The organism is Ancylomarina euxina, from assembly GCF_003863355.1.
Classification (GTDB): domain Bacteria; phylum Bacteroidota; class Bacteroidia; order Bacteroidales; family Marinifilaceae; genus Ancylomarina; species Ancylomarina euxinus.
Genome location: NZ_QQWG01000002.1, coordinates 87,136 through 112,580 on the forward strand (window position 1 = coordinate 87,136; position 25,445 = coordinate 112,580).

Consider the following 25,445-nt stretch of genomic DNA (forward strand, 5'->3'; position numbering starts at 1 on the left):
ATAACTAGAATGTAATGTTTACACCCAAAAGGTAAGTTGCTGCAGTTGGGTAGGCATTTAACTCAATACCTGAATTTAGAGTCCCACCTGGTAATTCTGGTGTATAACCGCTATAATCTTGCCAAATAACAGGGTTCACAGCCGTCATATAGCATCTTACTTTTTCTAGGCCAACCGTATTTAACCATGTTCTAGGTAGTGAATAACCCAAAGTAATATTGTTGATTTTAAGATAAGAACCTGATTCAACATAGTATGAAGATGCAACAGGCACATTATTTGATGCTCTAGGAATGGTATTCGACGGATTATTTACTGTCCATCTGCCAGCTAATGAAGCCTCAATATTCTCATTACCCCAGCGTTGTGCTTTTTTACCATTGTAAATTTTATTACCAGCATTGCCATAGAAATCAATTTGGAAATCGAAGTTTTTATAATTCACTCCCGCATTAAACCCGTAATAGAATTTAGGTTGGTATGATCCCATGTATTCACGGTCTTCGTCATTCAGTTGGCCATCACCATTGGTGTCTTTTAATCTGAAATCACCCGGTTTAGCGTCAGCTTGAATCTTCTCTCCATTTTCATTGGTATAAGCATCAATCTCGGCCTGTGACTGGAAAATACCATCGGTTTTGTATACCCAGAAACTACCCAGTTCTTCACCTTCTTCAGTTCGTGTTGTCACTTGTCCGTTACCTAAATCTCCTGATGTGATAGGAAGTCCACCAGCAATATTTTCAAGACTATTCTTATTATGTGTAAGATTGACTCCTACTGTGAAGTTGAGGTCGCTATTGATCTCTTCCCTCCAATTCACTGCTATTTCAAAGCCTTGGTTACGAATGTCAGCTTTGTTTGTAAGGATGGCACCTTTTCCAAATATAACGTCAATAGGCGCATCAATTAAAGCATCGGTAGTCAGCTTGTTGTAATAGTCAATTTCACCAGTTATTTTGTTGTTTAAGAAAGAAAATTCTAATCCTAAATCATATTCGCTTGTCACTTCCCACTTTAAGCCCAGGTCTTTGATGCTATCAACATTTCGTCCTGCTGTATAGGTTTGTGTATCGCCAAATACATAATCAGCATTATACATGTTCACAATAAAAGCACCCGATGGGATATTATCATTTCCTAATTTACCCCAACTGGTTCTTAATTTTAAATTATCAAGCCATTGAATATCTTGCATAAATGATTCTTCAGATATTCTCCAGCCTAAACCTACCGAAGGAAATGTACCCCAACGTTCATCAGGAGATATTTTAGAAGATCCATCTCTACGAAGGGTAGCCGTTAGTAAATACTTGTTATCGAAAGCATAATTTAAACGTCCCAGGTATGAATTTCTACTGAAGATGTCGCCACCATTACCATTTGTAGCCGTCTTAATATCACCCGCATCCAGGTACCAGTATTGTGATTGTTCAGGTATATTTTGTCTTGAACCACCTAACCAGCTTGTTTCAGTTTTTTCAGCAGTTGTTCCTGCCATCAATTTAAAGTCGTGTTTTTCATTAAATTTAAACGAGTAGCTCAAAATATTATCCCAGATCCAAGTGGCATATTCTCCTCGACCAGTTGACAGACTGGAATTTTCACTTTTTTGATTAGATGATACTTCATAAACAGGCGTGTAAGATCTGTCTTTTGAATAAGAAGCATCAACACTAATTGTTGTTTTGAAAGTCAATCTCTTTAAAGGTTTTAATTCAGCAAACACAGATCCCTGAATACGGGTTCCCCAAGCTTCACTGTTGGTGTAATCAAGACTAGCTACAGGGTTTCCGACATTGTTTCTAATGCTAAAACCATACTTGCCATCTTCATCGTGAACAGGAACGGTAGGCGATTGACGGTAAGCATCCGTAAAAGCGGAGTAAGGTGCATTGTTCGATTTGTATCTTGAGAGACTTAAATTATTTCCAACTTTTACCTTATCACTCAACTTGTAGGTGTTGTTTAATCTTATCGATAACCTGCTGTAATCATTATTTTTAAGGATTCCCTGATCCTCCATATAACCCAAAGAAAAGAAGTATGTGTTTTTATCACTTCCACCGTTAATGGAAAGGTTGTGTTCTTGAGTAAAGCTTTGTCTTGTGATGGCATCCATCCAATCTGTATTGTATTTGATTTTCGACAGATCGTATGGTGCTTCCTGATTGTCGTAAGCAGCAGCTTCATTTGAATAATCAGCAAATAACTTACTATTAGCCATCTTTACATCATTGATGATGGAATGTACTCCAACTTTTGAACTTAGGTTTACCTCCATTTTTCCTTTGGTACCTGATTTGGTTGTAATGATGATGACACCATTAGCACCTCGAACTCCATAAATTGATGCTGATGAAGCATCCTTAAGGATATCCACAGATACAATATCGGCTTGATTGATATTACGTACATCTCCTGTGATGATCCCATCAACGACATAAAGAGGATCAGCTCCACCTTTCATAGTACCTGCACCTCTGATTCGTATTGTTGGTGCCGAACCCGGTGCACTTGAATTTACAATCTGAACACCAGCAAGTTTTCCCTGTATCGATTGCATGGGTGATAAAGAGCTTGAATTTTTTAGTTGATCACCTTTAACTCCAACGATAGAACCGGTAATATCACTTTTGGTTTGTACGCCATAACCTACCACGACAACTTCATCTAAGCCTGTTGTTGAAGACAGAAGTGTGACATTGATCGGATTTTGATTGTTTACGGCAACTTCTTGCGTCGTCATCCCAACAAAACTGAAAACCAGTATCGATGCTGGGTTTGTATTTATGGAGTAATTTCCGTTTATATCTGTTGTTGTTCCATGAGTTGTGCCTTTTATAGTGACACTCACACCTGGAATGCCTGCTATATCTTCCCGGGAACTTACTTTCCCGGTTACGGTAAAGTCTTGTGCCCAAAGAACATTACAAAGCAATGTTGCTAATAGAATCAAAAAAAATCTTTTCATGAGTTTGTGTTTTTAATTTATCCTCCCGGTAATTATTGGAAAGAAGTGGCCATCCAGTCTGTTATCCTTTCAGATTTCATTTCGGTAATGGCTTGTTTCATCAGGTTATTGTTATTTAATGATCGGATATTTAATTGCAAAGTATCCTTTTTTCTTTATCGGTCTTCTGATTTAGCTTTTAATTGATGTAAAAATCAAAAAATATAGGGTCACCTATCGGTTGATCAATGACAGTTATATTTAAACCTGCTTTAGCACTGCTTTTAATTGATAATTTGTATTTATGGTTAGCCGTAAATTCTTCAGTCCAGAATTCTTGTGTTTTTTCAGGGTTTACATTGTTTGTATCAGTGAATTTTATGGTGATTTTATAATTCACCTTGCCATAATCGGTTGCTGTTGTTGCATCAACAAAAGTTAAGGGAGCAATAAAATGCCCTGTGCGGGTTTCTTCTGAAGTGTATACCAGATATCTGTTAGCATCATTACCTGCTTCTACTTTTGCTTCTATTTTATCGTATCCGGCAGGCATATTTGTTTTGATACTTGTAAAATCAAGGTCTATTAAAATGGTATTTTGAATAACCGAGAACTCTAGGTTTGTTGTTTGTCCTTCTGATATCGTGAAAGGACTATAAGCTCCAATATAATAATAGGTGTCCCAATTGGCTCCTCCCCATCTGATTCCTCCGTTCCCATCATCTACGCCCAGATAGTTTGAACTAACCTCTACAGCATAGTCACTGGCTGCGGGTAATGAAATACCATTGTCTGTAACGTCTCCCAGTCTGTGAGAACTGTTGTAATCTGCTGTCGTTCTTCTCAGTCTGACTTCGAAATCATCGGTATTATAACCTAACAAAGTGATCGCTTTTGTTTGTCCTGCTTCTGTAACATCTAATGAAACGCTTGGATTGAGTTTTAATGTACCATTTTCAAACTCATTATTGTCTTCATTCGAAGAACAAGATGTTGCAATTATGCTTGCAGCTATTAAAAGAGTATTGACTAGTTTGAGGTAAATCTGTTTTTTTTTCATGAGTGTGGGCTATTAGGTTTAGGTATTATTTAAAACGTTTGCTTCTAACTTTAAAGCTATTTCTCGGATACAAATATTGGGGTGCAAACGGTTAAAAAAAAAGAATAGACTACTACTTAGACTGTACAAGGTTTTTATTTCAGTGTTGTGGTGTTTAACATACATTCTAACAAGGTGTTGGGCTGTTTGTTTTTCTTTATTTTTTTTTGTGTTTTTTTACAATGTTGTGGTAATGTTGTAGTTCTTTTTTGTGATTGCAAAGCTTTTCGACCTATATTTGACATCTATATGATATCACTTTCTTACTTGCAGTAGTGAATTTTTAGATATTCTTATTTTTTATTTTCGGAGATAAGATTTCTGTAACTACCCAATACTAATCGTGCTATTCTTATCATAAATTTTAAATCGCTTTTATTGCATACATAGTATTTTGAGATATGACGATTCGTTTCTTTATTTTAAATTTCATTTTTATATTTTTTTATTTTTCTGGTTTTTGTCTGACCAATAAGATTGATCAAGAGAGCTTGTTAGTGCCTTTCGTTAAAAATTATCATAAACTGGATTACCAAGGGGCAAATCAGAATTGGGATGTGTGTCAGGCAAATAATGGGATCATGTATTTTGCAAACTCAGATGGTTTAATTGAGTATGATGGTGCCTCATGGAAGCTTTTCTCCCTTCCAGGTAAGCAAATAGCTCGTTCGGTAGCTGTGGATTCGCTTGGGAGAGTTTATGTGGGCGCTCATGAAGAATTTGGTTATTGGGAACGGAATTCAAAGGGGCAGTTTGAATATTTTTCTCTTGTTCATTTGGTATCGGATGAATCAATAAGAAACCAGGATATTTGGAAGATTTGTGTTTTAAACGATCGGGTATATTTTCAATCTTTTGCTGGCATTTTTTCTTATGATGGTACAGAGATTAAAGAGATTGAGACCCCGGCTAATGTATTTACACTTTTTAAGATTAAGGACCGTTTGCTGGTTAGTATACAACAAATGGGTTTGTATGAACTTGAGAATGATTCTTTGTTTTTGTTAAAGGGTTCTGATCAATTGGCTCCACAAACAATTAACGTGCTTATGCCGTATTCAGATGAAGAGTTGTTGGTGGGCACAGAATCGGGAGGTTTATACCTTTATAATAATGATAAGTTAAGCTCATGGAAGAATGATGCTGATGGTATTATAAAGAGTTCTCAGCTTAATAAGGCTGCTTCTGTAGAGGTAGGCGGTCATTCCTATTTCATTTTGGGAACCATTACTCAAGGACTTTTAGTATTGGATAGAAATGGTGAAATTTATAGCCATTTAACGAAGGGAAGTGGATTACAGAATAATACCATTCTTGGAATTCAAGTCGATCAGCATAAGAACCTTTGGTTAAGTTTGGATAATGGTATTGATTTTATTAATCTGAATTCTACCTTTCGTTATTTTCAGGATAGGAGTGGTGAACTAGGGACTGTATATAGTTCCGCAGTTTTTCAAGATAAGTTGTATCTGGGAACTAATCATGGCTTGTTTTGTGCTGATTGGGATGTAAATCACTTTAGGTTGCTTGGGGATTTCTCTCTAGTAGAGAATACTCAAGGACAGGTTTGGGAGTTGAAGCTTGTTGATGACGTTTTATTTTGTGGTCATAATAGTGGTACTTTTATTATTTCAGATCTAGGGACTCAAAAGATATCGGACGTTTCAGGGGGCTGGTCTTTGAAGTCGGTTCCCAATCAACCCGATATCTTAATTCAAGGGACTTATATTGGTTTGGTGATTTACAAAAAGGAGCATGGGAATTGGTTCATGTCTCATATGATATATGGTTATCACGAGCCCACTGAGTTTCTGGAATTCGACTTTAAAGGTAATTTATGGGCGAGCCATGCTTATAAAGGTTTGTATAAATTGCAGCTGAATTCAGATTATAGTTCTGTCTTGAATATGGATTATTATGGGAGTAAAGAAGGCTTAACTGAGGATCTAAATGTTAATGTTTTTAAATTCGATCAACAAGTCGTGTTTTCAACAGGTAAGCAGCTTTTTTCCTATGATTATAATAAAGAAATACTAGCACCCTATCAGAAACTGAACCATGAACTTAAAAGTTTCCAGAAAGCCCATAAAATATTATCTATCGACAGGCAAAACTACTGGTTTTTTAACAAAGGTAAATGTGCCAAAGTCGAAATGGAACAGGGGAAGCTGAAGCGGATAGATGCCCTTTCATTTCAACTTCTCAGAGGAAATACACTTGATGGCTATGAAAATATTGTGAATTTAGGCGACAATCAATTTCTTATTTGTCTGGATGATGGCTTTTCTATTTTCACTGATCAGGGGAGTGAAACCTCAGCATCATTGGATGATCATCGGGTTATCCTTCAGAAAATCAGCTGTAATTCGCAAAATTCAAGACAGCAAGTTGATTTGAATCTGGAAAACCCTTTAGAAATTAATAATTCAAATAATAATTTAAGTTTTGAGTTTGCATTACCTGTCTATCGTTTTGGTGCCATGAAATATCAGTGGAAGCTTGATGGCTATGATTCGTTTTGGTCCGAGCCTGTTGAACGAAATCAAATGCATTATTCCAAATTGCCTCATGGCGACTATACATTTAATGTACGAGCGACTGATAGTTACGGTAACTTATCATCCATTACTGAATATCAGTTTACTATTCTTCCTCCCTGGTACCTTTCTAAACTGGCTAAACTATGTTATTTAGTTATTTTGTTTGTTTTGATTGGTTTGTTTCGAGTGATCTACCACAGTAAGCTCGATAAACAGAAAAAGAGGTATTACTTAAAACTACAGGCCGAGAATGAAGAACAAATTATAAAGCTGAAGAATGACCACTTACGTACCGAAATTGAGAGTAAATCGAAAGAGATTGCTAATTATACGATGATGGTGACTAAGAAAAATGAATTACTCATTCAATTAAAGGAGCAATTGGAGAAATTAGAAAAGTATGTTGTTGCTGCTGCTGCTAAGAAACGATTGGCTGATCTTAATAAGCTTATTCATGCTGGAATAAATAGTCAGGATCAATGGGCCATTTTTAATGAAAACTTTGATAAAGCCAATGAAAGCTTTCTTTTAAATCTCCGAAAATCATTCCCAGAATTAACACCCAACGACCTTCGTTTTTGTGCCTTCTTAAAAATGAATATGACGACCAAGGAGATTGCTTCGCTTTTAAATATCTCACCTCGTAGTGTTGAGGTAAAACGCTATCGCCTTCGTAAGAAATTGAATATGGAACATGAAGAAAATCTGGTAACTTTTCTAATGGCTATGAATGCGGAGTAGTATAATCTTTGTCGCCTGTTTCCAATAAAGATCCATAGAATATTTCTCTTAATTAGATCCGTTTAGTGAACTAGGTGGATATAATAGAATGTATAACGATGAAGTTATGCAAACAAACATATTACACTGGATCGAATTGTCTTATTTTTCAAATAGAAATCTGTCTTTTCTTCTCAGTTTCATTGGGATAAATCTAATTCCAGCTTCCAATGAATTCGATTTGTTCTGTTACCTTTGAAGCCTAATTAAGATTTAATTGTCTGCAAATGGGTGTCGAGAGTAAAAGGAGATTTAAAATTAAGGGATTGCAAGAGTTTTGGGTGAGTACGTTTTGGCGTTATCCGAATCGATTGTTTGCTTTAAAGGCAGCTATTGCCTTGTCTGTTTTATTGATTCCTTTTGTATCCTTAAACCTTTCATTTATTGGTGTAACACTAGCCTTGGGAGCCTTGGCTGGAGCTTTATCTGAAACGGATGACCATCCTAAAGGGAGGATAAAAGCTTTAATTCTCACTCTAATCAGCTTTGGCATATCAAGTGCATCTGTCGAATTATTACGTCCTTTCCCAATTCTATTTGGTGTGGGATTAGTGGGCTCTACACTCACTTTTATCATATTGGGCGGACTTGGAGAACGATATAGAGGCGTTACATTTGGAGCCTTATTGGTGGCCATTTACACCATGTTGGGAGCAGATCATAGTCCTCAGTGGTATTGGCAACCTCTATTGTTGCCTGCGGGAGCCTTATGCTATGGTATCCTTTCTTTATCATTGCTAGCCTATCGTCCCTGGCGTTTGTTGGAGGAACAGTTGGCTCAGGGATTTGAGGATTTATCCTTATACATGAAAAAGAAATCGGAACTTTTCCCTAGCGAAGCAGAGGCTCAGGAAAAATTGATTAACCGATTATCTCTTCAGAATATACAAGTGGTTAACTCCCTTGAGCGTTGTAAAAATGTATTGAATTCCTATGCTGACGCTCTGGATGATCAGACTTTACTTCGCCCATACTTGCATCAGTTTCTGTTGTTGCAGAGTCTTCACGAAAGAGCAGCTTCGAGTCACGAGCGCTACGATTTATTGAGCAAGGACACCGATAATCATGAAATGCTAGAAGGATTAGGGCAGCTTCTTTTGCAACTATCGCAAGCCTGTCATCAACTTTCGAAAAGCATGCTGACGGGGACTAGTTATCAGCATCCGGTTGCACTAAAATGGACTATTTCAGCCTTAAATGATCAAATCAAAAGACAGCTATCCAAACATGAGACGAATAACTTATCTCTATTATTGAAAAACCTGACTCAGTCACATGTTTCTCTGCAGAATTTGAATTTTAATGTTGAAACGGGCTTGTTGCCACGTGTTGACAGAGATCACCGATCGCTTTGGGAACGTTTTACCGAACAATTGAATTGGAATCATCCTCGTTTACGCTATGCCATTCGCCTGAGTGCTTGCTTTTTAATTGGCTATGTGCTGATGTTAGTTTTAAATATTGAAAAGGGAGAATGGATTTTGCTGACCAGTTTATTTGTATGTCAGCCCAGTTATAGTGAAACTCGCAGACGATTATTCCAGAGAGTATTAGGAACTTTAACGGGTGTACTTGCTGGGGTGTTTATTGTTCAGCTATTACCAACTATGGCGGGACAAACCCTATTGATGCTTGTTGCGACCTATGCTTTTTTCGTTTGGTTGCGTAAAAACTATGCGGTCTCGGTGGTCTTTGTGACCATCTTTGTTATCGCAGCTTTTAATGTGACTGCGGGTAAAGGCCTGATTATTTTGGGGCCTCGTATTATGGATACCATCATTGGTGCCGTATTGGCCATTGCAGCGGTTCGTTTTTTATGGCCTGATTGGCAACAGAAACGCCTACCTGGCTTGTTGACAGTTGCTTTGGAGAGGAATAAAATCTATTTTAGTTCTATTCTGTCGGAATATCAGGAGCACCAAACTGATGATTTGAATTATCGCATAGCCAGGCATAAGGCGCATTTAGCTGATAATGCTTTAGTTTTGGCTTGGAAGAGTATGAAGTTGGAACCTAAGAATCAACAGAAATTCCAGAAACATGCTTTCTCCTTAACCTATCTTAATCATGCTCTTTTGTCTTACCTATCTGCTTTAGGGGCTCATAAAAATACAGATAAGTATATCAGTAAAGAACAGCAGGAGATGTTTTTGCAAATTGAAAAGGTTTTGGCTCAAGCGGTATCAGCCTTGCACGAAAATGAACCTTGCGATCCATCCATTGGTTTGCACAGTTTTCTGGATGAATTGTCGACCTTGCTTAACTCCTGCGAAAAAGGAGTCGAACGTCAAAAACTCGTTTTAATCTACAATATTGCAGAGGTGAGCGAGCAGTTGCTACGAGAAGCAAGCCTTATCGCCAAAGAAACTTAAGCTTGAGACTGATTTTGTAAACTTGAAAAACAAGAATGCCCTTCCATTACGAGAGGGCATCTGTATTAGATTTTCCTTTTTGAACTATTCCCCTTCAATTTCGGCAATCAACCTTTTTGAGTTATCGTAGAGAGGTTTGTATTTAAAGTACCAAATAATGAGTCCTACAATTACCGATGCTAAAAAGATAGCAAGCACATAGATTTGTTTGTCTACAACACGATCTTTGAAACTTGAACTAAGATAAAAGCCTGCATCCATTAAAAAGAAAGCGGCAACTGCCCACAAGGCTTTAGGACGGAATGGCTTGTATCTGTCAAAGGCTTTTTTTAGCATGTTTAGAGTTGGTAGAGAATAATCAACCGAATTGTATTCTTTTTGAAAGTCGCCCATGATGATTGCAAATATTAGAAATGAGCCAACAAACAGAAGTCCTGCAAAAAGATCGATTAGTTCTTTAGTATCTATATAAGTATCAATTGCTATTAAAGAATAAATTGGAATTAATACCCAGTATACGACCTTAAGACCTTTACATATGTTGGCGTATCTGTTATCCTCTTTTTGAAGTTTCCCAACTAACTGATCGAGATTTATATTATCGTTTTTTCTTTTAAAATTCATATGTAACTCCTCCTGTCAGTTTGGTTTTGAGCTGTGCTTTAATTCTATGGATTTTGACCTTTACGTTTGGTTCAGTTATGCCGATGACATCTCCAATTTCTTTCATTGATAGACCCTCAAGCATTAGTGAAATTAAGGCTTTGTCGATTACCGATAGTTGATTCAGTTCATTCTGAAGCTGATTGAATTGGGCTTCTTCTTTATGCTTTGTTTCCAGGCTTTCGTCATCCAGAATAGAACTCAGGTTTTGCGTATCGGTGTTGACTATCAGTTTCATTTGCTTAAAGGTCTTGCCCGTGAAACTTAATGATGTGTTTACTGCAACCCGATAAACCCAGGTGCTGATAGCCGAGTCGCCCCGGAAATTATCCAGACTCTTCCAAATATTCACCAACACCTCCTGGTACATGTCTTTCTGATCCTCGGTATTCGAATTGTAGTAGCGGCATATCCTCTGTATCCGTTCACTATTTTCCGATAGTATCTGATTAAAATGCTCTTCTTTTTTCAATGTATAAGTTTTTGTTCTCATCTATTTAGTAAGGGGAAATAAAGATAGTTACATTATTAGTTTACTTTTTCTCAAAAAAAATGATTCATACATTTTAAGCCATAAAAAAAACATCTCTTGTTTTTGTGCAAGAGATGTTTTGTTGTCTAAAATAGATTTGAGATAACTATTCTTTAGTCTGAGGTCTTAAGTTCTCAATAATCTTAGCATCCACCCAGTAAATATCTGAATTTCCATTTTGAGGCATTTCGGAGAATCTATGTAGAAAGTCCACACTTAAAGTTTCTGGATGATTTTCCTTAGCTAATGGCTTTGTTGCCATATAGAAGATATACTTCATATCAGGAGACATATAGAATGACCAGCCAGTTCCCATAGGCGTATTAATTTCAGAGCTCAATGCAAGAGGTTCCTGCCAGGTATCATCTTCGTTTCTAAAAACAATATAGTAGTGCACACCTCTGTAATCTTTTTCGACACCCACAGCCGGTACAACCACAAAGCTTTCGTCGGGAGAAACATAGGCATTAAAACGAGTCGTACCACAATTAATCTGTGCTGGTAATTTCTCAGGGCTGCTATACTTGCCATCCACAAGGCGTGATCGGTATATATTGCTAATTCGTCCTTCCAGCTCGTTTCTGGTGAAGTAAAGCGTACCATCTTTTGTGAGTGATGGGAAAAAATCCCCGCCTTCGAAATTGACAGGTGCACCTATATTATAGGGTTCTCCCCAGCTGTCGTTTTTTCTGTCAACTACCCAAATATCTTCGGCTACGGGTTCATTGCTTCCATCCATAGGTCTATCAGATACGAAAAACAGTTTCTGACCATCGTAGCTTAAAGCGGGTTCCAAATATTTATAACGAGAGTCAGTTGCGAAGGGCACAATTTCGGGACGTGTCCAACGGCCGTTTACCAGTTTGGAACAAACGATTATGGCATATTCAAACTTAGCTGTGTGCAGGGTGAAATACATCTCTTTCCCATCAGGAGATATGGCTACATCTCGGTTTGCCAAGCCATTGGATATAATGTTTGGTGCGAAAAGCTCAGGGCTTAATCCAGGCAGCTTTTGTCCCATATATTGGCCTTTTAAAACAGGGAAGGTTTCGGTTTTGCTTTGTGCGAATAGGGAATTGCATAGTGCTAGCAAACTTAAAATGAGTAGGGTCTTTTTCATATCGGTTATAGCTTTTTGTCGTGCATAGTGGTTTGACTTTAAGGCTAAATTTAATAAAAGTTCTGACGTCATCTTAAATAAATAAGTGCTGTTCCCTCTTTTTTAAGTAGTAACAGCACTTATTTGTTAGTCTTGTATCGAACTCCTTTTAGAATTCCAATTCCATTGCAAAATCAACAGGAACAGTCTTTCCTCGTTGCGAGCCTGGTTTCCAATTTTCCATTCCACTTGCAATTTTTGTAGCAGCCTTTGCAGCGATATCATTGCTTTTGTCAAGAATTTGAATGTTGGTGACTTTACCAGTTGCATCAACAGTAAACCCAACGGTTGCTTTACCATTTAGCTTGTTACCAAATTTATTCTGTAGCTTACTTTTTTGTTTTTTTACATACTGCGATAAGCCGTAAAAGCCTTGCTTGTATTCTGGCATATCCTCAACAATAAAAAAAACGGGCTTGTCTGAGTTTTTTTCAAATTCAGGAGCGGGTGGTGGTGGTGGAACATCTCCAGCATTCATTAGATCTTTTGAATCAATTGATATGACTTCACGTTCCATGGTGAAACTATGTTCCCATTCAGTACTTGCAGATGGTTCTACTATTAGCGTATTGGCAACCGTTTCATAACCAACGAAAGAAACGATCAAGCCACACTCACCTTCTTTAGGAAGTTCAATTTCATAAGTTCCATCACGATCAACAACAGTTCCGGTTGTAGTACCTTGAAGAATAACTGATGCTCCGGTCATTGGGTTTCCCTTATTGTCTTTTACTGTTCCCGTTACCTTTATGGATTTACTCTTATTAATAATTTCGGACTTAGTTTCAACTGTAGATTTGTTAGTAGTCGTTTTATACTCTGGCTTAGCGAAAGCCATTAATAGAATTGCCAATACTGGTATTCCCCATATCATTCGAAACAATTTACGTTTCGCTGTCTTTTCTTTTGTCATCATCTTAAATCGGGTTAGGCCGAGAGACGAATTAAAGTGATTGGCCAAACCAATTACTTCTGTCCCCATTAGCCGGTTAATTAATAATGCCTGATACCTGACAGGTGAGTGGCCCCGGGAAATTACACCTTCGTCGGCCAGGTATTCATGGTTTTGTTTAATTGCTCGTTCAAAGAACCATATAAATGGATTGAACCAGAAAAACACTGTTAACAGCTCTATAATGAACAGATCGATCCAATGACGCTCCTGAATGTGCACTTTTTCATGAGTTAAGATATCATATAGTTCGTCCTGCTTAAAATATTCAGGGTTGATTAATATGCGATTGAAAAACGAAAAGGGTGATTTGAATACCTTGTTTTCGTGTATCAAACAATCGTGAATTTTTTTAGGTTTCGATTTGGAAATAATCAGTATCGGTTTTCTGCATTGTACCAGTAAGCGTAGCAATACAACAGCAGCCCCAATGCTATAAATAAAGAGCAAAGTACCATATAAACCAATGCCATTTGAATCTTGAACATCGTTTGTTGTGTTTGCAATATCACGATTAAAAATACCATTGTAATCATTCAAAACAGGTGATGAAGGAGTTGGTATCAATACTTGATATTGAATGGGAACCACTGCTAGTACGACTGAAATGAGTAGGCTTATCAGTAGAAAAAGACGATTAGCATTAAAATGAGTCGATTGTCTTAAAAGCATCCAGTACAGCGCATAGAATAGAGCTATACCGATTGAAGCGCGAATTAATATTTCTAATAATACTTCCATCTTTCTAATTTTTCGCTTGATCTTTCTTCATTTCCTTCTCTGCTTCTTTCAACACTTTTTCTAAGTCGGAAATGTCCATATCGTTTTCTTTGGCAAAAAAGCTAGCCATTTTAGGGAACGATCCGCCAAAGTAGTTTCCCAATAAAGAGGTAAACTGGAATTTGGTATACTCAGCTTTGCTTATTACAGGCGTAAATAGCTTGGAGTTTCCAATTTTACGATGCGAAACAAAACCTTTTTTCTCCAATACGATTAAAACGGTTGCAATAGTCGTATAGGCAGGTTTCGTTCCTTCAAATTCTGCAAGTATATCCTTAACAATAGCTTCGCGCAATTTCCAGATAATTTGCATGATTTGTTCTTCTGCTTTTGTCAATGATTTTAAGTCCATAGAGTTCTTGATTATTAATTTATACTCCAAATGTAATCGTTTATTTTTAATTCGTACTATATTTATAGTAATTAATACTATAAATGTAGTAATAATTACTACATCTATAGTATGGTGATTGTTTTAAGGCCGCTAAGTGTCACGTTTGTAGGCTTTTGATCTTGTTTTTGTGATTGGTTTTTTTGTAAGTGCAAATCGTTTAATGCTTATGTCTGATTACCCCAAACCCCTAAAGGGGCTTACGGCTAGAAGTTTTAAAATTCCCCTTTAGGGGTGGAGAAAAGTATCGAATCGAAACCGAATGAAGTTCATTAAGCGTCATGCTCTGACTGTAAGCACCCCGAATTATCGGGGTTAAATGTCAGGGTATGACTAGTCGATAGTTTTTTGTTGACTGCATACGCAGAGCACGAGCTAGCGGACAGTAGCCAACATGCCCACATTTTACTATATTTGTTTTTCAATAAAAACGGATAAAAATGAAGTATAGCTTATTAGCCATCATCTGTGCCTTTTTAGTTTCTTGCTCGAGTGGGCCTGAGAAAGATTTCTCGACTATAAATGAGAAACAAATTACCGATTATATAAAAGCCAATAATTTGGAGGCAACAAAGTGTGAGTCGGGTTTATATTATACCGTTGATGAGGCAGGAGAGGGCGTGAAACCTACAAGTGCTTCAACTGTGCAGGTGGCTTATAGAGGCTCTTATTTAAATGGAGAGGTTTTCGACGAGAGTAGTGAGAGAGGTATTTCGTTTCCACTGAAAAGAGTGATAAAAGGATGGACCGAAGGTATCACTTATTTTAAAGAGGGCGGAAAAGGCATGCTTTTAGTTCCTTCGCACTTGGGCTATGGCCCTTACGATACAAGAGGCATACCAGGTGGTTCTGTCTTGCTTTTCGATATTCATTTAATAGAAGTAAAGAAGTAAGCAGCTTCAAATAAAATACAGAAAGGAACCTGAAAGGGCTCCTTTTTTTTGTGCTGTATTCTCGCTATGGTTCCTGAGCGGAGTCGAAGGACAAGGGAGATAGAGAGGCTCTTTTCCTTTTCGCTCAAGCCGCTGGGCTCATACTTTTTTCTTCGATAAAAAAGTATGCAAAAAATCAAGTCAGTCTGATCCTTGTTTGCTCTTTGTGGCTAAAACGGTAGCACGCCTCACGGCAGACTGACAAAGCCCGAACAAAACCTTTTGATTTAAAAAAAAACTAACAGTTTCCCCTCCTTATTTTTGAGGAGGGGTGCCGAACTTGTTCGGTGGGGTGGTGTAAATGGTTCTTTATTTTTCTGCTTGAAGATAACTGTTAAGGCATATTATGTTTGCGTTTAACTTGCGATTGTAGTAATATTGTTATCATTAATTTAATTAAGCTGCTGGGAGTGGGGAAACGTTGAAACAAAATAATTACGAATTTATTTAATCAAAAAAATGAAATGATTAACCCAAAAGAACATCCATTAGCATTTGTACAAAATATACAGTCAATTTTTACACAAATTAGAGGTAGAGTTAAAAACTACTCATCTATCATTAGGATCGTAAAAGATCAAGACTTTAAAATTGTTATGGAAGATCTAGATCCTTCATCTAATTTTTCATTTGAAATTTTTGAGCCTGAATTTCCCAATAACAGGGTTGTTTTTCAGATAAAACAGACCCCTGCTAATAACATAAACCTGGATTCTAAAGAACACGCTCTTTTTTCCGAACAAATATTAAGGAACTTAGATGGATGGATAAGCTTAATAACACAATACAATAATATCCAAATCTCTTCTGAGGATAAAATATTAAAGGCTTATGAAGATGAGTATTACGATAGTTTCAAACTAACTGAAGATGACGCAAACGATAAGCCTTATGAAGTTGGGAAGCAATTAATGCTTGCGGAATTTCTTGATTCAGCAATTGTTGCTTTAAGTAATCATGAAACTATTCATGAGGATTTAATTATTGAAGCAACAGCAATCAAGGAAGAACTTCCAAACCTCACCAAGCAAGCTACAGTTAAAAGACTTAGCAGATTTTTTGCACTTGTCCGTAAAAAAGGAATTGAATTTTTAAAGTCCCTAATCATTGCAGCTAAAGATGAAGCCATTAAGCAAGTTGTAAGTGGAGGATTTGACTTAGTGAAAGGAATACTTTGAAAAATTCATCAATAATATCCAAAACTAATAATATAAAATTAGATGATAGAAGAACTTAAAGATACGGTTGTCAGAGATACAACTGTTACTATAGTTGACAGTGTACACACGATAGTTAATATAACAGAAACCAGAATTATTCATTTGCAGGATACAATTGTAACTCATGTTTACGATACAATTCAGCCTGATTTGATTACGGTTTATGAGAGGCTAATTACTGCCCAAGATGATAAGTTTGAATTTACACTTTATGCTATAGCAATCATCGTGACAGTTCTGGTAGTACTTGTTACATTATCAAATATTCTATTAAGCAAAAAACTAATCAAGTATGATTTTGAAAAATCATTTAAGAAAGAAAAAAAGGAGATAAGGGATACTCTAGATGAATTGAATCGAAAATATCATCGTGTTAAAGGAGAGAGTGCGCGGTTGTTTGCAATTAGAGATGATAAAGATCTTTCAAATATGGCTGGACGATTGGGATGGTGGACGGAATGTGTTAAAGAATACTCATTAGCAGAGAGGGAGAAAGCAATATTGGGATCATGTAAAAGCTTAATATATTATTTAAATGCAGCAATTGAATTTAAAGATGTATTCATAGGAAGTTTTGAAGATACTGATTTCACATTCGAAAATATGAGGGAGAACGTGAGCTGTGTTCCTAGTATTGTTTCTGAGAAAGTAGAGATTGTTAGGCTACTTGATGAATTAGAGGATTATTACAAGGAAGTTGAAGGAGTAATTGAGGAGGCTGAGGTTGTAGAATAACTCGCGCTAATGCGAGCTCGTAGTTCCTACTATGCGCAGGCAGAAATAAAAACAATACAAAACCCAAGCCCTCCCAAGCTTGGGTTTTCTCATTAAAAAAACGCTTACGATAGCATTTAAGGCCTAGACGTGCGTAACGTATTAACCCCAAACCCCTAAAGGGGCTTATAGGTATTGTTTGTGAAAGTCCCCTTTAGGGGATTTAGGGGTTGCGAAGCGGAACTCAACGAAGTCCATTTAGGGGTAGAGGATTGTAGCTCAATACTTAATTCAAGCTTGGGTTTTCTCATTAAAAAACGCTTACGATAGCATTTAAGGCCTAGACGTGCGTAACGTATTAACCCCAAACCCCTAAAGGGGCTTCTGTTAGTCTTTTTTAGTACATTTAGTTGGGAATTGAGATAGTAATTTAAATATGGAATTATGGCCATTAGTGATCAAGTATCTATGTTTTATAATGCAAAGCCTGATATTTTTGAGAAAGCAAAAGCTCTTAGAAAAAATATGACTTTTGCAGAACTAAAGCTTTGGGAGTTATTAAAAAACAAACAAGTTCAAGGTTTACGTTTTAGGGCACAGCATCCAATTGATATTTTTATTGCTGACTTTTATTGTCACTCATTAAAATTGGTTATTGAGCTTGATGGGGGAGTACATCTATCCCCTGAGCAAAAAGAGTATGATATTGGAAGAGAAGCAGAAATAAGCCATTGGGGGATAAAAATAATCCGTTTTACCAATGATAAAATTGAAAAGGAAATAGATGAAGTTCTTAATACAATTAATATAATGTGTAATCACCGTAAATTGGAGATGGCAAGTTCCCTTTAGGGGATTTAGGGGTAGCGAAGCGGAACTCAACGAAGTCCATTTAGGGGTAGAGGATTGTAGCTCAATACTTAATTCAAGCTTGGGTTTTCTCATTAAAAAGCTGGGGAATGCTGCACCAAGGCTAAAAAGTGCGTAATGTATTAACCCCAAACCCCTAAAGGGGCTTATAGGTATTGTTTGTGAAAGTCCTCTTTAGGGGATTTAGGGGTTGCGAAGCGGAACTCAACGAAGTCCATTTAGGGGTAGAGGATTGTAGCTCAATACTTAATTCAAGCTTGGGTTTTCTCATTAAAAAACGCTTACGATAGCACCAAGGGTGAAAAGTGCGCGTAATTTTGCTTACGCGTGCTTTTAAGGCCTTAGTAGCACACAAAATTTGCGTGTAATGCGCTACTAAGGCATTAATTCACAATTAGCCCGTAGTGTAAAGGTGAATTAAGGCATAAAAAGCAGACTACCCCGCGAGGTCGTCTGCTTTTAATGCTGAAAAGGTCGCTACACGCAAATGTAGAACCGATTTAATGCCTTAAATGCTGACTACACCCAAGTTTAGTCAGCATTTGTCAGTAAGAATTCTGCTATTCTGTTATAACTTCTTCAGGAAGCTCTTCTTTTTTAGACTTTGGTGTTTTAGGAAACAGGCGGTTGGCATATTTCTTACCAAATAGTTTGGCGGCATCTAAGTAGTTAAACTCATATTGTCTAATCACATCATCTTTAGCTGATGCTTCAACCTCTAAAGCCATTTTTTCGTTGATTTTAGCCGTATTGTAGGCTGCAATTACAGTTCGTGCTTCGGCAATAGCCGCTGTTAAGGGCGCTTTGTAAGCTAGCAAGCTGTTGCCTTCTTCAAACTTGTCGAAACGCAATAGTAGTTTGTCTGCTTCGTCAGGCTCTTTGCTAAGCGACACATTGGTAATTGATGTGGTTTTGCCATCAGGAAATAGGGTGGTGTAAATGCCACGGCCCACATTATTACGATCGTATTGCTTGGCAGCGTCCGAAATATCGCGAACCACATCGTCGAGTATGGTGTCTTTTAGCACCACATTGTCGTAAGCCGTGCCTTTGTCTTCAAGTGCAGTATGGCTTATCGCGCACTTCTCTATCAAATTGTCGATAAATGACTGTATAGCCGCAGCCAAATTTTCGGCGCCTACCACTTGCTTGCACAAGCGTTGATGTCTTTTTGCATTGCTTAAAATTGATTCACTCGACATGCGAATACTTAGCATTTTTGCCATTGCTCTATAGTTTTATGGTTAATAATCGTTCGCCTTGCGAACTTTAGAAAAACTGATTGGAATTATTCAGTTAGCACTTGGGTACTATCACTTGTTTTCTCTTTTATTTTATCAGTTTATAGGTGTTTGTAATTTCTTTTTCATTTTTTATGATCAAATATGAAATTAGGAATTATTTCTTTATTCTCCAAAGGGTAAATCATGATTACGTGCTGTATCTCTCTGATTGTTAGCTCGTGTCTGGTTGTTTTAACAAGATTTTAATTTTCGATATATAGCTGCATCTCTATATTTAATTGGGGTTTTAAATATTATGACAGTATTAGGTGTGAGTTATTTTGAAGCCTATATTTTTTTTAAAAAAAATAATAAAACAAAAAAAATAAAAGCTATGTAAAGCAGGTTTGCCAATAATTTATAACTTAAGGCTGTTGTTTTGAAATGTAAAGTTAATTTTTTGATAAGTACACTATTTCTGGTTTGAAACTCTAAAAATTCGAATGCAATGAGTCGAAAAAGGATTAAGAAAAAGAAGTTGCCGCAAAAGCAGAATAGCAATAAACAGGCTATGAATCGCTTTAAAGTTTTATTTTGTGGGGCTTTGAAGGAAATAGGGCAAGACAAGCATTTTCATTTATTAAAGCATTCAGAATTACAGCGAATATTTCTGTATACAATACAGGTTATACGTCCACGGGCTAAGTTTGGTTTTAATATCGCATCAAAGGATTTGCAAGAAATCAACGATCATATTCAGCATTATTTACGGAAACCTTTAGTTCTATTAGGTGAAAATACGATATCAACGAATGCCTATAGTTGTCTTTACGCCTTTGTTTATGTGAGAGAACGAATTATTCAAAACGAGGAGCGTCAGTTATTCTTAAAAGAGCAGTTTAATATTGATATCGATTTGGATGATGAAAGTAAGGATATTATGCGATTTTTGCATAGCGCTTATTTGAAGGCTATTATAGCTTTAGGTAACCCAAGGTAAAAGTATTATTCTTACGACAATTGTTTTCTTAAACAAGATATCAATCAGCTTGCCCGCCTAGATTCTCCTCTAATATCGAACTTCCCAGCGAAGAGTAAAATGATGCTGATTAAGGATAAATATCGCCCTGTCTTTAGTTTGCGAGTTCCTTATGGAAATGGTGGAGTTAAGAATCTTTCAATTTCAACAGACCTGCTTGGCGACTTTTATCGAGGTACTGAGTCGAAGATCGATTTATTTGTTCAGTCTCATGCTCTAAATCGCTTTCAGGAACGTTTGGATGTTTTAGGTCCATCGGCAATTAATTTTGAGTTTTGGATGAATACCTGTGCGATAACTGAATTTGTATTCTATAAAAACTATTTGCTTTTACCTGTAACGGTTCAAGAAATAAGGGTTGGTTATTTCTTAACACATTTAGTCGGCGACGAGTTGGTGTTTCGTACCTTTTTGTTTATTACACATAGCTGTACGCCCGAAGGTGATAAGCTAAAAGAGATTACTGGGCTGGAAAAAAATGATATTAAATACTGGCATATCGATAGACTGAGTACAATTATAGAAGCTGATAAGTACCCCAAAATTCAGGAGTTATTTAATGAAGCAGGCATTGGTGAGTTGCTTGGTTTTAGGGATGATTTCTGTGATCCTGAATCAATGCCGAATATCAATATGGATGGATTGATGTCTTATATTGAGAGAGGAAAGGAAATGGTAGGTGAGGCTGAATTGAATTAAGAATGAACTCTTTGTTTCAGTCTATCATCTATGAATAAGCATATATTGATAATAATTAAACCTAAATCTCAAACCGATCGATACTGAAGAGCTTCACTTTCTCTTTTTTGCCTTTTAGCTGGATGGTCTCCAATTCGATAAAATCAGCATGATTCGTTTTAAGGATATCCTTAACCACTTTCTCGGAAAGTAGAATGTCGCGTTCGAACTGATTGCACTCCCCCTGTATGCGGGCAGCCGTGTTAATAGCATCGCCATGGTAGGCTATAGATCGTTTTAAATAGCCTACTTCGGCTACCATAATCCTGCCTCCATGTATCCCAGCCTTAAACTCGGGTACAAAGCCATAGGTTTCATGATAATACTCAGAGCGAGTCTTGAGTATGGATTTGAAATGGAAAAAGACGCGGACGCAATCGGCACGTTCAATGCCTTTGTTGTACTTCCAGCTGAGTACAGCTTCGTCTCCTACATATTGGTATATTTTGGCATGGCAAGCCGACACGGCTGGCGTTAAATCTGAAAAGCAATCCTGAATCAGCTCACTGTACTTACGGTGTCCCAACAGTTCTGCATAAGTGGTCGACGATTTTAAATCCATAAAAAGGAAGAGCAAACGATCCTCTTTGGGCTGACGGTACTTGCCCATAATTAGATTCCACAAAACCCCTTCGCCCAATTTTTTATTGATGACTTTAACCAGAAAAATGCAGACACTTAAGATGTAGGTGTAAACCAGAATACTTAGCAGGTTTTTTGATAGAAAAAAATCTGCAATTCGTTCTAGGTTATCTCGGTTTACTGTTTCCGAAAAGATAGACACCGATAGTACGGCCACAATGGTCAGGACAGTGAAAACAAGGATGATATGCACCACCGAGTAGGTGACGATGATATAACCATATGATTTTGATCGGAGTCTGCTGGTGTTGCGCTGAATGTAGAGGTTGATAAAACCAAAGAGCGTACCCAGAACCAGACTGCTGAATATCAGGTTGAAACCCTTTATCTTTTGAAGAAGAAGATCTCTGGGGATTTGAATATAGCTATCTATCTCGGTGAGTTGGAGGAAAGTAAAGAAATGGAAACCTATGATCCACACCAAATCGATGATTAAAAAATCCTTGATGATTTTCTTATTCTGTGAACTGATTCTCATCATTTTGTTACTTATAGAATGCCTATTGGAATTGATATCAATCAAGAAAGGCCATCTTGTAATGGCCTTTCCCGAGTGATAGTTATACAAATGTATTTAAAAAAGAGATTGAAAGTTCAACAGTTCTATAGAAGTTATCATCCAAATTAAAATCTGAAACAACTTTACTTCCCTTATTAAATTCGAATTTACGAGCGAAGGTATAAGCACCTGCAAATTTCAGCTGCCTCTATACATATTTTATTTATCTAGTCTTTAAATAAAGCTATGTTGAAACTGTAGTTTTTGTAATCGACCTTATAAAGAATACTGTAGAATGCCGGTATAAACACAAGGGTGATTATGGTTCCAAACAGAAGACCGATCATGATTGATGCTGCCATGGGTTCCCACATTAAACCACCACCCAAATACAAAGGAATTAAGCCCAAGGACGTGGTGAAGGTGGTTAAAAGAATAGGACGGAAACGCTGCAAACAGGCTGCTATGATGGCATCCTGAGGCGTTCGTTTTAATTCGGTTATCTCAATTTCTATTCTATCGATGAGGACGATGGCATTGTTGATGACAATTCCGGCAAGAGAAATGACACCAAGGAAGGCCATGAAACCAAAGTAGGAGCGAAGCACAATCAAGCCAATTACAACACCAATCACACCTAATGGAATCGTACTGACCACCATTAATGTTTTTCGGAACGAATTGAACTGAATAACCAGTAGAAGTAGAATGATGAAGGCCGATAGAGGTAAATAGTCAATTACGGCTCCCATATTATCAGCGGTACTCTTACTGTCACCACCCAATTCGTAGACGTAACCCTCTGGCCAATTTTGTGTTTGTTCGGCCAGCCATGGATTAAGTTCTGCCATTATTTCTGAAGCATTACCGTCTTCGTTTAGTTCGCTCGAAACGTTGATGCTTCGAATCAGGTTCAAACGCTTGATTTTAGCATATTGCCATTGAGGGATAATAGACGCAACTTGCGATAAGGGTACCGATCGTCCAGAGTTTTGCGAGAACACATTCATGGTTTCGATTGATTCATAAGTCTGTTCCTGACTATCGAATCCTCTCAGCAGAATCGGAATGTTTTGGTTATTTTCACGGTATTCACCAGTTTTGAATCCATCCAATACTGTTTTTAGAGAGGTGGCAATATCCTGATTGGTTATACCTGCTGCTTGTGCATTGTTTTGATTGATATCAATAATGAATTTTTTGGTTTTAGGTCCCCAATCATCCTTAACATTCTTGGTTCCCTTAATCGTAGAGAGCCTAGATTTGATTTGCTCCGATAATACGGATAATACATCAGGATCATTACCTGAAACTTTAATTTCGATGGGTGTACCTCCGCCACCTGCAGCCAGTGGTCCCACTTTAATATCGGCATTGGGGAAGTTCAGATAACAATAGTCATCCAAACGGGCGATCATTTCATTATTCACTTCAAATGTGCTGGTGTTGACTAAAATATGGGCATAGCTCGAATTAGCTTCGTCTTGTCTGTATCCCAAATCGTATGAATTGGGACCTTGTCCAATAAAAGAAGACCAATCGGCTATACCTTCTGATCGGGAAGCGTTTACCAATAGCTCATCGGCAATAAAGCTTTCTATTTTCTTGACAACCTTTTCAGTTCGCTCAATCTTTGTTCCTAAGGGTAGATTGATATTGATGGTGATCATGTTACGATCGCTATCGGGGAAGAAGTCGAAAGGGACCAGACCAAATCCGAAAAGAGATAAGAAGAATAAAGTGAAAATGCCTAGAATAACACTGCGTTTGTAATCTAAAGCGACTAGTATCAAAGATTTATAATACACCTTTAAGGTATCGAACATACGATCCATTAAAGCGGGTTTGCTTTCTCCTTTGGGTTTTATTTTCAGGAAAAGGTAACACATCATGGTAATGACGGTTAAGGAAACGATCCACGAAGAAATTAAAGCCAGGGTAATCACAACAAAAATAGGCCCCATAATATCACCCATAACCGAGTCGGCCAGGAAGAACGAAAGGAAAGCGACCGAAGTGGTTAATGTTGATATTAAAAGAGGAATGATGAGTTCAGAACAGGAAGAAACGGCTGCCTCTTTAGCGGAGACTCCTTTTTCCATTTTAACCATAATCGATTCGGAAACCACAATGGCATTATCTACCATCATACCCAAAGCCATAATCAGGGCTGCTAGTGTTACCTGATTCAATCCCATATCAATAAGGCCCATCAACATGAGGGTCATAATGGTAACAAGAGGGATCAAACTCGCAACGATCAATCCGGTTCTTAAGCCCAGAAAGATCAACATCACAAGCAAAACAATCACAATGGATTGAACCAAATTACCGATGAAATTACCAATACTCTTATCGACAAAAGTATCCAGAGATGAAAGTCGCTGAATTTTTAAACCAATAGGAAGTTCCTGATTCCACTTGTCCACAACTTTATCCACTTGCTCGCCAAGTTTAATAATGTTTGCTCCCTCAATTAATGAAATTGACATAGATATGGCCGGTTGTCCATTAACATGAACAATAGAAGTTGCTGGTTCGATATAGGCTTTTCTAATGCTTGCGATGTCGCGAAGTTGAACGACCTGTTTGCCATCACCAATTGGGATGAGGGTATTCTCAATATCTTTCAAGGAATTGTAATTCCCCGTGGGTTCCAAAATGATTTTCTCATCTTCGAGATTAACTTCACCACCTGAATCTAATATATTGGTGGCAGCAATGATATTCTGAAGACTAGTTGAGGTTAAACCATATTCTTTTAGCTGTGATTCATTAAATTCGATAAAAATTCTTTCTGCCTGAACACCACCAAATTCCACTTTTGCGGCATCATCCAGATTAATCAAATCGTCGCGAAGGTCATCAGCAATATCTTTCATTTCCTTATAGGAATAGCCATCGCTTATTAAGCCTACAATAATACCATAAACAACACCAACATCATCGTCGTTCAAATCAGGCTTCACTCCCTTAGGTAAGTCGCGAATACCATCGAGTTTACGTCTTAATTTATCCCAAATGCTTTGGAGTTGCTCAGGACCAACTTCATCTTTAAGTTTAACTGAAACAATGGATAATCCAGTTCTTGATGTACTGTTTATTTCTTTTACTTCAGGAATCTCCTGAGCTTTTTTCTCAATTTTATCAGTGACCAGAAGCTCAACACGTTCGGGACTAGCACCTGGAAATGAGGAGACAATTGTCGCAACCCTAACCGTGTAAGGTGGCATACTATCTCGCGGTAATGATTTGTATATCGTTAATCCCATAATCACCACTACAGCTAGCAGGGTAAAAGTAATTCGGCTTTTTTCTATTGCGAATTTCGTAAGATTCATATC

General features: G+C 37.4%; 18 protein-coding genes. 8 read left to right on the forward strand and 10 right to left on the reverse strand.

Annotation, left to right across the window (positions count from 1 at the left end; all coding sequences use genetic code 11):
- Positions 1 to 4 precede the first annotated feature (4 nt).
- Positions 5 to 2,974, reverse strand: a complete 2,970-nt coding sequence (locus DWB61_RS02615; RefSeq protein WP_125029338.1) for a SusC/RagA family TonB-linked outer membrane protein — start codon at positions 2,972 to 2,974, stop codon at positions 5 to 7.
- A 178-nt stretch (positions 2,975 to 3,152) separates the two neighbouring features.
- Positions 3,153 to 4,013: a hypothetical protein gene (locus DWB61_RS02620; protein ID WP_125029339.1), complete on the reverse strand. Its 861-nt coding sequence runs from the start codon at positions 4,011 to 4,013 to the stop codon at positions 3,153 to 3,155.
- A 536-nt stretch (positions 4,014 to 4,549) separates the two neighbouring features.
- Between DWB61_RS02620 and DWB61_RS02625 the strand changes: the two genes are divergently transcribed.
- Both DWB61_RS02625 and yccS read left to right on the forward strand, forming a co-directional pair.
- Positions 4,550 to 7,333 carry a helix-turn-helix and ligand-binding sensor domain-containing protein gene (locus tag DWB61_RS02625; RefSeq protein ID WP_158614349.1) on the forward strand — a complete coding sequence of 928 codons (2,784 nt, stop codon included), beginning with the start codon at positions 4,550 to 4,552 and terminating at the stop codon, positions 7,331 to 7,333.
- Between the two features lie 305 nt (positions 7,334 to 7,638).
- Complete coding sequence (gene yccS, locus DWB61_RS02630; RefSeq protein ID WP_158614350.1) at positions 7,639 to 9,744, forward strand: YccS family putative transporter; 2,106 nt, start codon at positions 7,639 to 7,641, stop codon at positions 9,742 to 9,744.
- A gap of 84 nt (positions 9,745 to 9,828) precedes the next feature.
- Here the strand turns inward: yccS and DWB61_RS02635 are convergent, their stop codons facing one another.
- The 5 genes from DWB61_RS02635 to DWB61_RS02655 all read right to left on the reverse strand — a co-directional run bounded on the left by DWB61_RS02635 (position 9,829) and on the right by DWB61_RS02655 (position 14,185).
- Positions 9,829 to 10,368 carry a hypothetical protein gene (locus DWB61_RS02635; protein ID WP_125029342.1) on the reverse strand — a complete coding sequence of 180 codons (540 nt, stop codon included), beginning with the start codon at positions 10,366 to 10,368 and terminating at the stop codon, positions 9,829 to 9,831.
- On the reverse strand, positions 10,358 to 10,900 hold the full coding sequence (locus DWB61_RS02640; protein ID WP_125029343.1) for an RNA polymerase sigma factor: 543 nt from the start codon (positions 10,898 to 10,900) through the stop codon (positions 10,358 to 10,360). The genes DWB61_RS02635 and DWB61_RS02640 overlap by 11 nt, the downstream gene beginning before the upstream one ends.
- A gap of 145 nt (positions 10,901 to 11,045) precedes the next feature.
- Positions 11,046 to 12,062 (reverse strand): TolB family protein, encoded by a 1,017-nt coding sequence (locus tag DWB61_RS02645; RefSeq protein ID WP_158614351.1) that lies wholly within the window; start codon positions 12,060 to 12,062, stop codon positions 11,046 to 11,048.
- A gap of 148 nt (positions 12,063 to 12,210) precedes the next feature.
- Positions 12,211 to 13,794: a M56 family metallopeptidase gene (locus DWB61_RS02650; protein WP_125029345.1), complete on the reverse strand. Its 1,584-nt coding sequence runs from the start codon at positions 13,792 to 13,794 to the stop codon at positions 12,211 to 12,213.
- A 4-nt stretch (positions 13,795 to 13,798) separates the two neighbouring features.
- Positions 13,799 to 14,185: a BlaI/MecI/CopY family transcriptional regulator gene (locus tag DWB61_RS02655; RefSeq protein WP_125029346.1), complete on the reverse strand. Its 387-nt coding sequence runs from the start codon at positions 14,183 to 14,185 to the stop codon at positions 13,799 to 13,801.
- A 479-nt stretch (positions 14,186 to 14,664) separates the two neighbouring features.
- Here DWB61_RS02655 and DWB61_RS02660 point away from each other — a divergent pair, with 479 nt between their 5' ends.
- The 4 genes from DWB61_RS02660 (at position 14,665) to DWB61_RS02675 (ending at position 17,942) form a co-directional block, all read left to right on the forward strand.
- Complete coding sequence (locus DWB61_RS02660) at positions 14,665 to 15,117, forward strand: FKBP-type peptidyl-prolyl cis-trans isomerase (protein ID WP_125029347.1); 453 nt, start codon at positions 14,665 to 14,667, stop codon at positions 15,115 to 15,117.
- Between the two features lie 503 nt (positions 15,118 to 15,620).
- Positions 15,621 to 16,334, forward strand: coding sequence for a hypothetical protein (locus tag DWB61_RS02665; RefSeq protein ID WP_125029348.1), 714 nt, complete (start codon positions 15,621 to 15,623; stop codon positions 16,332 to 16,334).
- Positions 16,335 to 16,376: 42 nt separating this feature from the next.
- A complete protein-coding gene (locus DWB61_RS02670; protein WP_125029349.1) occupies positions 16,377 to 17,111 on the forward strand; it encodes a hypothetical protein in 735 nt (244 codons plus the stop codon).
- 423 nt (positions 17,112 to 17,534) lie between these two features.
- Positions 17,535 to 17,942 carry an endonuclease domain-containing protein gene (locus DWB61_RS02675; RefSeq protein WP_125029350.1) on the forward strand — a complete coding sequence of 136 codons (408 nt, stop codon included), beginning with the start codon at positions 17,535 to 17,537 and terminating at the stop codon, positions 17,940 to 17,942.
- Between the two features lie 578 nt (positions 17,943 to 18,520).
- Here DWB61_RS02675 and DWB61_RS02680 read toward each other — a convergent pair.
- A complete protein-coding gene (locus DWB61_RS02680; protein ID WP_125029351.1) occupies positions 18,521 to 19,186 on the reverse strand; it encodes a hypothetical protein in 666 nt (221 codons plus the stop codon).
- Positions 19,187 to 19,691: 505 nt separating this feature from the next.
- Here DWB61_RS02680 and DWB61_RS02685 point away from each other — a divergent pair.
- Positions 19,692 to 20,183, forward strand: a complete 492-nt coding sequence (locus DWB61_RS02685) for a hypothetical protein (RefSeq protein WP_125029352.1) — start codon at positions 19,692 to 19,694, stop codon at positions 20,181 to 20,183.
- A 99-nt stretch (positions 20,184 to 20,282) separates the two neighbouring features.
- Positions 20,283 to 20,921 (forward strand): hypothetical protein, encoded by a 639-nt coding sequence (locus tag DWB61_RS02690; RefSeq protein WP_148095933.1) that lies wholly within the window; start codon positions 20,283 to 20,285, stop codon positions 20,919 to 20,921.
- Positions 20,922 to 20,982: 61 nt separating this feature from the next.
- Here DWB61_RS02690 and DWB61_RS02695 read toward each other — a convergent pair whose 3' ends face one another.
- A complete protein-coding gene (locus DWB61_RS02695) occupies positions 20,983 to 22,080 on the reverse strand; it encodes an adenylate/guanylate cyclase domain-containing protein (protein ID WP_158614352.1) in 1,098 nt (365 codons plus the stop codon).
- Positions 22,081 to 22,328: 248 nt separating this feature from the next.
- Positions 22,329 to 25,442, reverse strand: a complete 3,114-nt coding sequence (locus tag DWB61_RS02700) for an efflux RND transporter permease subunit (protein ID WP_125029355.1) — start codon at positions 25,440 to 25,442, stop codon at positions 22,329 to 22,331.
- Between the last annotated feature and the right edge of the window lie 3 nt (positions 25,443 to 25,445).